Source organism: Saccharothrix hoggarensis, from assembly GCF_052936025.1.
Genome location: NZ_CP193624.1, coordinates 6,591,451 through 6,603,316 on the forward strand (window position 1 = coordinate 6,591,451; position 11,866 = coordinate 6,603,316).

Annotated in this window: 9 protein-coding genes; 5 read left to right on the top strand and 4 right to left on the bottom strand. The window is 74.0% G+C overall.

What is annotated here, in order from left to right; genetic code table 11:
- Positions 1–43: 43 nt before the first annotated feature.
- On the bottom strand, positions 44–526 hold the full coding sequence (locus tag ACRAKH_RS29845; RefSeq protein ID WP_447009432.1) for a cupin domain-containing protein: 483 nt from the start codon (positions 524–526) through the stop codon (positions 44–46).
- A 62-nt stretch (positions 527–588) separates the two neighbouring features.
- On the opposite strand from ACRAKH_RS29845, the gene ACRAKH_RS29850 reads away from it, so the two are divergent.
- Positions 589–2,244, top strand: coding sequence for an FAD-binding dehydrogenase (locus ACRAKH_RS29850; protein ID WP_380722681.1), 1,656 nt, complete (start codon positions 589–591; stop codon positions 2,242–2,244).
- 21 nt (positions 2,245–2,265) lie between these two features.
- On the opposite strand, the gene ACRAKH_RS29855 is transcribed toward ACRAKH_RS29850, so the two are convergent.
- Positions 2,266–5,073 (bottom strand): BTAD domain-containing putative transcriptional regulator, encoded by a 2,808-nt coding sequence (locus ACRAKH_RS29855; RefSeq protein WP_447009433.1) that lies wholly within the window; start codon positions 5,071–5,073, stop codon positions 2,266–2,268.
- A 210-nt stretch (positions 5,074–5,283) separates the two neighbouring features.
- On the opposite strand from ACRAKH_RS29855, the gene ACRAKH_RS29860 reads away from it, so the two are divergent.
- The 4 genes from ACRAKH_RS29860 (at position 5,284) to ACRAKH_RS29875 (ending at position 8,635) form a co-directional block, all read left to right on the top strand.
- Positions 5,284–5,646 carry a hypothetical protein gene (locus ACRAKH_RS29860; protein WP_380722677.1) on the top strand — a complete coding sequence of 121 codons (363 nt, stop codon included), beginning with the start codon at positions 5,284–5,286 and terminating at the stop codon, positions 5,644–5,646.
- Between the two features lie 14 nt (positions 5,647–5,660).
- On the top strand, positions 5,661–7,280 hold the full coding sequence (locus ACRAKH_RS29865) for a PPE domain-containing protein (RefSeq protein WP_447009434.1): 1,620 nt from the start codon (positions 5,661–5,663) through the stop codon (positions 7,278–7,280).
- Positions 7,277–8,044 (top strand): ESX secretion-associated protein EspG, encoded by a 768-nt coding sequence (locus ACRAKH_RS29870; RefSeq protein ID WP_380724596.1) that lies wholly within the window; start codon positions 7,277–7,279, stop codon positions 8,042–8,044. Before ACRAKH_RS29865 ends, ACRAKH_RS29870 begins: the two co-directional genes overlap by 4 nt.
- Positions 8,045–8,164: 120 nt before the next feature.
- The gene (locus ACRAKH_RS29875) at positions 8,165–8,635 is read left to right on the top strand and encodes a flavin reductase family protein (RefSeq protein ID WP_380724595.1); all 471 of its coding nucleotides are present in this window, start codon (positions 8,165–8,167) and stop codon (positions 8,633–8,635) included.
- A gap of 538 nt (positions 8,636–9,173) precedes the next feature.
- Here the strand turns inward: ACRAKH_RS29875 and ACRAKH_RS29880 are convergent.
- Positions 9,174–11,027, bottom strand: coding sequence for an FAD/NAD(P)-binding protein (locus ACRAKH_RS29880; protein WP_380724598.1), 1,854 nt, complete (start codon positions 11,025–11,027; stop codon positions 9,174–9,176).
- A 5-nt stretch (positions 11,028–11,032) separates the two neighbouring features.
- Positions 11,033–11,866: an amino acid ABC transporter permease gene (locus ACRAKH_RS29885; RefSeq protein WP_380724594.1), complete on the bottom strand. Its 834-nt coding sequence runs from the start codon at positions 11,864–11,866 to the stop codon at positions 11,033–11,035.

Here is an 11,866-nt window from a genome sequence, read left to right on the forward strand (position 1 = left end):
GCCGGCGGTCTTTTACGTCACCGGACCGCCCCTCCCCGGCAGCTCAGACCATGTACTGATCATGTCGGGCGTACAACTCGGTCCACTCCTCCGGGCTCAACCGCCGACCCGATTCGGCGATCTCGGCCAGTTCCCGGAAGTAGTTCTCGCGCGGTGGCGCGGGCGCGAACAGGATGAGCATGGACGCGGGCTCGTCGGCGTCGTTGCGGAAAGCGTGGACACCGCCCTCCGGCACGTAGAGGAAATCGCCCGCGCCCGCGCTCACCCACGTCTCGCCGTTGAACAACCGCACCGTTCCCGCGGTCACGTAGAACGACTCCGAGAACGTCTTGTGGAAGTGCGCCGCAGGCCCGCCCGCGTGCGGCGCCATCCGCCACTCGAAGAGGCCGAACTGGCCGCGCGTGACGTCCGCGGTGCCGACCAGCCTGGCCTGGGTCAGCGGCCGGTCGATCGTCGGCACCTCCGCCACCGGCCGCCACACCGCGCTGACCTCGCCCACGTCCCCCTGGTAGGACACCTCGACCACCCCTCAAAGTGAATTTTATTCAACTCTCGTGCGCTGCCCGCACTTCGATCTAGACTCGCCCGATGGCACAGGACGCGGACGTCATCGTCGTCGGCGCGGGTCTCGCGGGACTCGTCGCCACCGCCGAGCTGGTCGACGCCGGGCGCAAGGTCATCCTCCTCGACCAGGAGCCCGAGGCGTCGTTCGGCGGGCAGGCGTTCTGGTCGTTCGGCGGGTTGTTCCTGGTCGACAGCCCGGAGCAGCGTCGGCTGAAGGTCAAGGACTCGGCGGAGCTGGCCTGGCAGGACTGGCAGGGCTCGGCCGCGTTCGACCGGGACTGCGACCACTGGCCGCGTCGGTGGGCCGAGGCGTACGTGAACTTCGCCGCCGGCGAGAAGCGGTCCTGGCTGCACGGCATGGGCGTGCGCTGGTTCCCGCTCGTGCAGTGGGCCGAGCGCGGCGGGTACCTGGCGGACGGCCACGGCAACTCCGTGCCGCGTTTCCACGTCACCTGGGGCACCGGCCCCGGCATCGTCGCCCCGTTCGAGCGGCGGGTCCGCGAGGGCGTGGCGCGCGGTCTCGTGCAGCTGCGGTTCCGGCACCGGGTGACCGGCCTCACCACCACCGGCGGCGCCGTGGACGGCGTGCGCGGCTCCGTGCTGGAACCGAGCGCGGTCGGTCGCGGCGAGCCCAGCTCGCGCACCGCCGTGGAGGACTTCGAGCTGCGCGCGCAGGCCGTCGTCATCACGTCCGGCGGCATCGGCGCGAACCACGACATGGTGCGCCGCAACTGGCCCGCCCGCCTGGGCACCCCGCCCGAGCACATGCTGTCGGGCGTGCCCGACCACGTCGACGGCGCGATGCTCAAGGTCGTGCAGGACGCGGGCGGCGAGATCATCAACGAAGACCGCATGTGGCACTACCCCGAGGGCATCGCCAACTACGCGCCGGTGTGGAGCAGGCACGGCATCCGCATCCTGCCCGGTCCGTCGTCGCTGTGGCTGGACGCCACCGGGCAGCGGCTGCCGATCCCGCTGTTCCCCGGCTTCGACGCCCTGGGCGCGTTGCAGCACATCGTCCAGACCGGGCACGGCTACTCGTGGTTCGTGCTCAACCAGCGGATCATCGGCAAGGAGTTCGCGCTGTCCGGGTCGGAGCAGAACCCCGACCTGACCGGCAAGGACGTCCGGGCCGTGCTGAAGCGCGCGCTGCCCAACGCGGTGGCGCCGGTCGAGGAGTTCGCCAAGCGGTCCGAGGAGTTCATCTTCGGCCGCACGCCCGAGGAGCTGGCCGCGGGCATGAACGCGCTGACCGGCACGTCGCTGGTCGACCCGGCCGCGCTGCGCCGCACCATCGTGGAGCGCGACCGGCAGGTGATCTCCGGGCTCGGCAAGGACATGCAGGTCAACGCCATGCGCGAGGCCCGCAGGTTCGTCACCGACAAGCTGATCCGGGTCGTCGAGCCGCACCCGCTGCTGGACCCGAAGGCCGGTCCGCTGATCGCCGTGCGCCTCTCCGTCCTGACCCGCAAGACCCTCGGCGGACTGCACACCGACCTGTCCGCGCGTGTGCTGAAGGACGACGGCTCGGTGCTGGACGGCGTTTACGCGGCCGGCGAGGCGTCGGGCTTCGGCGGCGGCGGCGTCCACGGCTACCGGGCGCTGGAGGGCACGTTCCTCGGCGGCTGCCTGTTCTCGGGCCGGGTCGCCGGCCGGGCCGCCGCGGAGGCCACCGGCTGACGCCCGCCACCGGCGGTCCCGTCATGTCGTGAAGTGCCCCAGCGCCCGGTCGGTCGTCACGTCGAGCCTGCGGGCCAGGTCGTCGGCGTCCGCCAGGCGCAGGTCGCGGTAGAGGCGCAGCGCCGCCAGCCAGTGCGGCCGCGCCGCCGTGACGCCCTCGGACTGCTCCAGCACGTCCCCGATCGACCGGTGGCACAGGGCTTCCTGGTAGCGGTCGCCGAGGCGGGACGCCAGCGCCAGGCCCGCCCGGTACGACTCCAGTGCCTCGTCGGCGCGCCCGAGCTGCTGCGACGCCGTGCCGACCGTGTGCAGGGTCGCGGTGTGCGCCTTCGACGGCGCGGACGGGAACAGGCCCAGCGCCTCCGTCGCGTGCCGCAACGCCTCCTCCGGCCGCTGCTTGCGCAGCAGCACGTTGGCCAGGTTGTTCTGGATGCTCGCCTGCGACCGGTTGTCGCCGACCTCCCGCGCCACCTCCAGCGCGCCGAGGATCGTCTCCTGCGCCCGGTCCAGCTGGTCGTCCGCCATCAGGCAGTAGCCGAGGTTCGCCAACGCCGCCAGCTCCAGGTGCCGGTCGGCGCCGGCCAGCGACGCGGCCCGCGTGCACGCCTCGATGGCCTCGTCGATCCGCCCGAGGTCGGCCAGCGTCGAGCCCAGCCGCAGCAGGAACGTCGCCTCGGCGTGCCCGTCGCCGAGCGAGCGGGTCGCGGCCAGGCCGATCCGGCACAGCGCCAGCCGGTCCAGCCGGTTGCCGCGCCGGAAGTGGAACGCGTCGAGGCACAGCGCCAGCTGCCAGGTGCGCTCGCGCTGCCCGCCGTTCACCGCGATGTCCAGCGCCAGCCCCAGGTTCGCCTCCTCCAGCGTGAACCAGTCGAGCGCCGCCGCGTGCGACGACAGCTCCGGGAACGACGCGGGCACGTGCTCGGCCGGCCCGAACGGCTGGACGTGGTCGGACAGGTGCGCCCGCGCGCGGTCGGCGACGTGCAGGTAGTAGTCGAGCAGCCGGCGCGTCGCCACCTGGTTGTCCACTTCGGACTCGGTGGCCGCCAGGTGGTGCGTGAACAGCCGCACCAGGTCGTGCCGCGAGTACCGGTCGGGCGTCGACTCGTGCAGCAGGTTCGCGTACGCCAGGGTGCGCAGGTGCGTGCGGGCGCTGACGACGTTGATGTCCAGCAGCGCGGCGGCCGTGTAGCTGTCGAGGTCCGTGCCGGGGTGCAGGCCGAGGCGGCGGAACAGCCGCGCCGCGCCCTCCGGCAATTCCCGGTAGCTCACGGCCAGCGCCGCGTGCACCCCGCGCCCCGCCTCGGGCAGCGACAACGCCGACAGCCGCCCCTGCTCGTCGCGCAGCTCGTCCACCAGCGACTGGATCGTCCACCTCGGCCGTGACGCCAGGCGCGCGCCCGCGATCCGCAACGCCAGCGGCAGCCGGTCGCACAGCTCCACCAGCTCGGCCACCGCGTCCGGCTCCTGCTCGATGCGCGGCCGGCCGAGCAGCGCGGCCAGCAGGTGCTCGGCGCTCTCCTCCGGCAACGTCGGCACGTGCAGCGACGTCGCGCCCTCCGTGACGACCAGGTCGTCCAGCCGGTGCCTGCTGGTCACCAGCACCAGGCACCGCGCCGAGCCCGGCAGCAGCGGCCGGACCTGGGCGGCCGACCGGGCGTTGTCCAGCACCACCAGCACCCGCCTGCCCGCGAGCAGCGACCGGTACTGCGCGGCCTGGTCCTCCAGGTCCGCGGCGATCTGCGAGTCGGTCAACCCCAGCGCCCGCAGGAACCCGATCAGCGCCGTGCGCGGGTCGAGCGGCTCCGTCTCGTCGAACCCGCGCAGGTTCACGAACAGCTGCCCGTCCGGGAAGTCGCCGGCCACCCGGTGCGCCCAGTGCAGCGCCAGCGCGGTCTTGCCCACCCCGGCCGGGCCGACCAGCAGCCCGATCGCCGAGTCGTGCCCCATCAGGCTCTCGCCGAGGTCCGACAGCTCCAGCTCGCGGCCGACGAACCCGCGGTGCTCGCGCGGCAGCTGGGCGGGCGCGCGCTCCACCGGCGGCGGCACGGCGTCGCCCACGAGCGGCGTGACACCGACGGTGACCGGCGCGGTGCCGGTGACCGGCGCGGTGTCGCCGGCGAGCACGGCCCGGTACGCGTCGCGCAGTTCCGGACCGGGGTCGACGCCCAGCTCCTCGGCCAGCCGCTCCCGCGTCCGGTGGAACAGGGCCAGCGCCTCCGCCTGCCGCCCGGTCCGGTGCAGCGCCAGCACCAGCCGTGACACCAGGGCCTCGCGCAGCGGGTGGGCGTCCACCGCGTCGCGCAGCCCGGACACCGCCTCGGCCGCCCGGTCCAGCCGCGACAGGCGGGTCGCCAACTCCTGCACCGCCACCAGCCGCAGCTCCTCCAGCCGCGCCGACACGGCCTCCCGCAGGTGGTCGCCGGGCACGTCGGCGAGCACCGGCCCGCGCCACAGCGCCAACGCGTCCCGCAGCAGCCCCACGGCGACGTCGTCCGCCGCGTCGCGGGCGGTGGTCAGCAGGTCCTCGAACCGGAACACGTCGACCGCGCCCCGGTCGCCGGTCAGGACGTAGCCGGGCGCGCGGGTGAGCAGGCCGACGCCGCCCGCCAGGACCTTGCGCAGCTGGGCGATGTGGCCTTGGAGGGCCGCCTTGGCCTGCGGGGGCGGTGAGCCGTCCCACACCAGGTCGAGCAGCCGGTCGCCGGACACCACCCGGTTCAGCTCCAGCGCCAGGGCCGCGAGGACGGTCCGACGCTTGGCCGCACCCAGTCGAACGGCCTCCCCACCTGCGGAAACCAGCTCAACGGGGCCGAGCAGGTTCACCCGCATCCCGAGGCCCTTTCGGCGTTGTCACCGTGTGGTCGCTGAGTTTCCCACAGTCGCCGCGCCCGTCCGGAAGGCCGCGTTGGGCCCGCGTTGGCCGGGCGTTGGAGGACAGGGTGAAGGTGGGTTCCGTCCAGCAGGCTGCCTTCGCGAGGGATACCGATGTACATCGCCGAAAACGGGGGTGAAGTGGCCCCGCCCCAGGAGGTCCCGACCGTGAACGGTCAGGTCGTGGCCCTCCAGGAGACCGTGAACTCCGGCCGGGTGTCGCTCGATCCCGCCACCGGCGAGGAACTGCGCAAGATGCTCCTGGAGCAGATCGACCAGGTGGACTCGTGGCTGGAGCGCGCGGGTCGGCTCGCCCGTCCCGCGCCGATCGGCGCGAACCCCGTCGGCGACCGGCTGGCGCACAAGTTCGAGGCGCGCGCGGACGGCGACCCGAGGTCGTTCGTCGCGGTCATGACGGCGTACCGCGAAGTCCTCCAGCAGACGCACGACTCGGTGCGGAGCGCGATCCGCAACTTCACCGCCGTCGACGAGGAGCACGGCTCCGAGTTCACCAGGCTGAGCGGGAACTGAGGGGACTGGCGACGATGGCCGAGCAGGAACAGCGGTTGCAGGTGGCGGTGGCGTCGCAGCGGGCGCGCCTGGCGCAGCGGCGGGACGAGGAGATCGACCTCGTGCTGACCGACGCCCAGAACTGGGCGTCCCGGTCCCACCGCGAGCTGTACGACGCCGTGCACAACAACAACGACCCCGGCCAGACGGGCGAGATCGGCGCGGAGTGGGGCCAGTTCGGCACCGAGCTCACCGAGGCCGCCCGCCTGATCAACGAGCGGGTCGCGGTCAGCGAGTCGGGCTGGACCGGCGAGGCGGCGGACGCGGCGCGCCTGGCCATCAAGGGCCTCGCGGACTGGGTCACGCACACCGCGGAGACCGCCGTCGAGGTCGGCAAGCGGGTGCAGGACCAGAGCCAGATCATGGAGAACGCGCGGGCGAGCATGCCCGAGCCGGTCGAGTTCAACTGGGACCAGGCCACCGGGGCGTTCACCGCGGGCGGCATCTCCGGGTTGGCGAGTTCCGCGACCGACGTGCAGGCCGCCAACGACCACGCGCGGGCGCTGCACGAGCACGCCGTGACCGTCATGAGCACGATGGAGAACGAGTCGAAGGCGGTCGACCAGACCACGCCCCGGTTCAGCGCGCCGTTCAACCCGGTGACGGGCCGGACCGAGGAGCCCGTCGTGATGATGCGGGCCGTGTCGTCGCCGACGCTGGGCGGCGGGGACGCCGGTGTGACGAGCACCAGCGCGGCCTACTTGGCGGATCGGTCGCAGGCGACGCCGTCCGGCGAGGCGCAGCAGGGGGTGCGCGCCGGGGCGGCGACCCCTCCGACGACGACGGGCACGTACCCGTCCGGGTCCGCCTACACCCCGCCTGCCGCCGCGGCTACGTACACGGGCACGTCCTCGGCTCCCGGCGCCTACGCGGCCGCGTCGCCCGGCACGCCGTTGAGCCCGGCGATGTACCGGCCCGAGGGCACCACGGCCGCCGCAGCGGCGGCGCAGGTGCCCGTGGCCAACCCGTACACGCCGCAGTCGAGCTACACGCCGCCGTCCGGCGGGTACCAGCCGCCGGCGTACACGCCGCCCGGCAGCGGTTACGTGCCGCCGTACCAGCCGGCCAACCCGAACGCCGTGCCGCGGCCCGGCAACGGCACCCTGCCGCCCGGCGTGAAGCCGCCGGCGTACATCCCGGCCGGCAGCCCCGGCACGCCCCCGTTGCCCGGCGGCGGTGGCGGTGGTGGTGGTGGTGCCCGGATGCCGATGGGCGGCATGCCCGGCGGCGTGCCTTCGAGCGGGATGCCCCCGGGCTTCGGCGGCGGCTTCGGCCCGACGGGTTCCGGTGGGGCCGGTGGCGCCGCCGGTTCGCTCGCCGTGGGCGGTTCGACGGGCGCGGTCGGCTCGGGCGGGCCGCGCGGTCCGATGCCGGTCGGCGGGTTCGGTCCCGGTGGCGCGGGCGCGGTCGGGTCGCCGATGGCGGCGGGCGCGCCGATGGGCGGAGCGCCCGCGGGCGGTCAGGGCGCCGAGGACAAGGAGCACCGGGCCGCCGCGTACCTGCGGGGCGAGGACATCTTCGAGGTGCCGGGCGAGAACCTGCCGCCGTCCGTGATCGGCGGCGCGAAGCCGCGGAAGAAGGGCGACCAGCCGTGATCGAGCCCGAGTTCCTGCTCACGCCGCGGCAGCTCGACGTGCTGTGGCACGACCTGGGCCTCGGCCGGTTGCCGTACCCGCTGGACGTGCCCAGCCACGGCGCGACGGAGGAAGAGCGCGCCCGGCTGCGGGAGGAGGTGCTGGCCGAGCACGGCGAGCCCGACCCCCGGCTGGTGGCGCTGCTCCGGCTGCTCGGCGACCACGACGTCGCGGTCGACGCGGTCGCCCACGTGGACCGCTCGCTGCGGGCGGTCGCCGTGTCGGACGGCGACCGCGCCGCGCTGGCCGTGATCGACAGCGGTTCGATCGGCGTGCTGGAGATCCGGCCGACCGCGTTGGCCCGGTCGATCGTGGAGGTGCTGCCGACGGGGTCGGCGGGGCCCGGCAGCGCGCTGTCGCTGCGGCTGGAGGCGTTGACCGAGGCCGTGGCGCTGCAGGACCAGCAGGCCGACGACGACGAGGACGACCCGTGGGGCGGCGGCGGCGAGCTGGACGAACGCGAGGCGTTGCAGAAGGCCGGGCTGTCGCGCGAGGACGCGACGGCGGTCAGCGAACTCGCCGGCAACCGGGTCGCGGGCGGCCAGTTCGGCGTCACCGTCGGCGGTGGCTACCGGCGTGACCGGGCCGGCGCGCTGATCACCTGGTTCGACACGCCGCAGGGCCGGTACCTGATGGTCCACGAGGACGGGTGGCTGAGCCTCGCGCCGACCGACAACGACCGGATCGCCACGCGGATCGCGTCGGTCCTGTCGTCCGTCGCCTGATCGTCCCGGGCGCCCGACCCCGCCCGGTCGGGCGCCCGGGGCTTTTTCCCACTGCGGCGCAAGGGTTCCCGAACGGTGGACCCGGTTGAGCGGCCGGGCGCGCGTTGCGATGCTCGGCACATGACCCGGACCGACCTCCGCGCCGCGCTGCGCGACTTCCCCCAAGCCGTGGGCATCGTGACCGCCACCGGACCGGACGGCCCGGTCGGCGTCACGGTCAGCTCGTTCACCTCCGCCAGCATGGACCCGCCGCTCGTGGTGGTCTGGATCGGCGAGGGCGCGTCCGCCTGGCCCGTCCTGCGCACGTCGCCGCTGTTCGCCGTGCACCTGCTGGACGCGGGCCAGACTGCCCTGTCCGACCTGTTCGCCCGCACGGGCTCGGACCGGTTCGGCCCGGGCACGCACTGGCAGTCCGATGTGGACGGTGTGCCGCACCTGCTGGACGCGCCGCTGCGCCTGCGCTGCCGCACCACGCGCCGGATCGCGGTGGGCGACCACGTCGCACTGGTCGGCGAGCCGCTGGAGATCCAGCACGCCGAGGGCGCGTCACCGCTGGTCCGCTTCCAGGGCCGCTACACGTCGGTGGCCTGAGGACGGGTCCTGCGCAAGATCCGCTCCAGCCCCGATCGAGCCGACGAGTTGTGGATCGACTGGTTCGGCGGCGGCTGGTCGAACTCGGCACGGTCAGGTCCTGCGCGTCGCTTGCCAGCCCGCGATCAGTGCGTCTAGCGCGTCAGCCCAGATCCGCGTGGTGTCCGGCTGCCGGCCCGTGGTCGCCATTCGGAGGTCCTGCGCGGCGAGTCCCTCGCACAGGCAGCTGAACTGCCAGGCGGCTTCCTGAACCGTTCGTCCGCCGGTGCCCCCGCAGTCCTCGAGCCGTCGGATCCGCTCGAGGAGAGTCTCCAAGGCGTCCGCCCTGGCCGGTTCGAAGCGCCGGCGAACCTCGGGAGAAGCGGTGGCGCGCTGCGGGAAGGTGACCTAAGTTGGCAAAGGCTCAATGCCTCAGCCTGCCCGGCCGGCGGCTGAGCCGGCCCCACCGGTGCTGTCAACCCGCCGGCCCAGCGCCACAACCGACCCGCGCAGTGCCCGAACCGGCCAGGACGGCGGCTCGACCCGCCCGGGCGGCACCTCAGGCGGACTCCAGGCCGAGCGTCGTCTCGGCGGCCAGCACCCGCAGCACCGCTCGCGCCACCTCGTCGTTCTGCCGGAACGTCGGCGCGTTCGTCCCCGGCCGCGCGAACGCCGCGTACGCCTTGTTCGTCGTGTACGGCCCGACCGCGAACCGCCGGGCGTGCGGCACGCCGGCCGCGTCCACGACCCGGCTGTCCTCCGCCGCGACGGCCACCTGGCCGTCCTCGTCGCGCACCTCCCCGGCAGCCCGCAGCGACCGCAACAACGGGTCGGCGGTCGTCGCCAGCGTGTGCTCCGGCAACCGGGCTTCGACCAGCCCGGACGCCCGCACCACGTGGCCCGGCACGCTCGGGCTGCCGGCCAGGAACACCCCACCCTCGGCCCGCACCCACGTGTCCGCGCCGAGGAACCGCACCACGCCCGCCCGCGACAGCGCCAGCAGCTCCTCCAGCCGCCCCGGCGGCGGACCGCTCGCGAAGTAGCTGAAGAACCCGCGCCACCAGCCGTCCTCGCCGCGCAGCCGCCCGGACGCGGCGAGCCGCGCGAACTGCCCGTAGACGCCCAGCAGCGCCAGGAACGCGCCGAGGTCTGCGCTGTGCGCGGGGTCGGAGCGGCGGGCGACGTCGGCCGTGACGTAGTCGCGCACGAACCGCTGGAACTCGTCGCTCGTGCCGAACACGCGGCCGTCGATCGGCCGGTCCAGGCGCTCGAAGTCGATCCGGTCCTCGACCGCCACGGCCTCCTCCAGCGCGCGCATGCCGGGGCTGTACCAGTCGAGCCGGGCGAACTCGTCCGCGAACCGCGCCCACGGCACGGCGACCCGCGACGGGTGCCCGGTGAACAGCTCGCGGTAGTAGCCGTGCGCGATCTCCTTGGCCATCAACGGCCACACGTCGGCGCGGAAGTCGAGGTCGCCCGGTCTCGCGAGGAGCGCCCCGGCGTCGAAGAACCCGCCCGGTTCGGGTGGCGCGCCGCGCAGCCGGTAGCCGGTCTTCGAGTGGTACGGCACCCCGCGCCGCGATCCGACGTGCAGCCGCGGTTCCCGGCCGGACGGCAGGTAGCGCAGCTCCCCGTCCACGCGCGTGAACCGCCCGCCGCGCCCCTCCCCCAGCAGCACGGCGAGGTCGACGAACGCCAGCCCCAGCCCGCGCACCACGACGTCCGCGCCGGGTGGCACCGCGGACAGGTCGGCGTCGGCGGTGTAGTCCGGCGGCAGGTACGCGAGCCCGTGCTCGGCGGCGTACCCGGCCAGCCGGACGTGCTCGGGCTCCGGCTCGCGGTCCAGGTGCCCCAGCGCGAGCACCACGACGTCCGCCACCAGCGGTTCGGCCCGGTCGGCGAGCCAGACCCGCTGCCGCATCCCGGACGTGCCGGTGAGCCGCACCGCCCGGCCCCGGTGCACGCGCACCGAGCTGCCGGCGGGCAGCGACGCCACCGCCCTCTCGTGGAACCACCTCAGGTACGCGCTCTGCGCCCGCCGGCTCGGGAACGTCGTCGGCTCCAGCGCCGCCAGCTCCGCCCGCACCTCCGGCGTCAAGTCCACGAGGCCCTCGGAGTCCACAAAGGACAGATCGGGTGCCGACGCGACGGTCCGCGCCCACTCCGCCAACGACGGTCCCGGCCGGACCGGCCCCTCGCACACCACGCTCGCGTCGGTGAACATGGTGACGTCCTCGGCCATGGAGTTCATCCGCAGCAACGGCGACTGCTCGTGCCGCCACACCCGCCCGGCGCCGGCCGGGAACGGGTCGACCAGGTCCACCTCCAGCGGCCCGTCGAACAGCTCCGGCGCGTTCGCGCCCAACCGCTCCAGCAGGCCGGCCGCGCGAGGACCGGCGCCGACCACGACCAGGTGGGTCACGACAGCCTGCCCGCGCCACGCGAGTAGTACCGCTCGACCCAGTACTGGGCGGCGCTGAGCAGGCTGGTGACGATGACGTACCAGATGGTCGCGACCAGCAGCAGCGGGATGATCAGGTAGTTGCGGTTGTAGATCAGCTGGACCGAGTACAGGAGGTCCTGCACCGCCAGGACGCTCACGATCGACGTGCCCTTCAGCGTGCCGATGAGCAGGTTGCCCGCACCCGGCACGATCGAGCGCATCGCCTGCGGCAGCACGATCCGGCGCAGCACGCGGGATCTCCGCATGCCCAGCGCCAGACCGGCCTCCACCTGACCCGCCTCGACGGACAGGATGCCGCCGCGCACCACCTCGGCGGCGTACGCGGCCTCGTGCAGCACCAGGCCGATGATCACCGCGGTCAGCGGTCCGATCACGGCCGTCGAACCGGACAGCGCCGGGTACAGCGCGCCGATGTTGAACCAGAACAGCAACTGCACCAGCAGCGGCACCGAGCGGAACAGCCAGACGTACCCCCAGCTCACGCCCACCAGCACCGGGTTGCCGGACAGCCGCATCACGGCCAGCAGCCCGCCGAGCAGGAAGCCGAGCACCAGGGTCGCCGCGGTCAGCCACAACGTCAGCCCCAGCCCGCGCAACACCGCTTCGGCGGTGAAGTACCGGGCGACGACCGCCCACTGGAACTGCTCGTTAGTGGCCATCGACCACAACAGCACGCCCAACGCGGCGAGCACCACCGCGGCCGACACCCACCGCCCGGGGCGCCGCAACGGCACTATCCGCGGCACGGCGGGGCTTTCCGGTGGTGTGACGACGGTGGAAGCGCTCAT

Excerpts from the sequence above, each read along its gene's own strand:
- ACRAKH_RS29850 (WP_380722681.1), top strand. The coding sequence starts at position 589 with ATGGCACAGGACGCGGACGTCATCGTCGTCGGCGCGGGTCTCGCGGGA.
- ACRAKH_RS29855 (WP_447009433.1), bottom strand. The coding sequence starts at position 5,073 with ATGCGGGTGAACCTGCTCGGCCCCGTTGAGCTGGTTTCCGCAGGTGGG.
- ACRAKH_RS29865 (WP_447009434.1), top strand. The coding sequence starts at position 5,661 with ATGGCCGAGCAGGAACAGCGGTTGCAGGTGGCGGTGGCGTCGCAGCGG.
- ACRAKH_RS29875 (WP_380724595.1), top strand. The coding sequence starts at position 8,165 with ATGACCCGGACCGACCTCCGCGCCGCGCTGCGCGACTTCCCCCAAGCC.
- ACRAKH_RS29885 (WP_380724594.1), bottom strand. The coding sequence starts at position 11,866 with ATGAGCGCTTCCACCGTCGTCACACCACCGGAAAGCCCCGCCGTGCCG.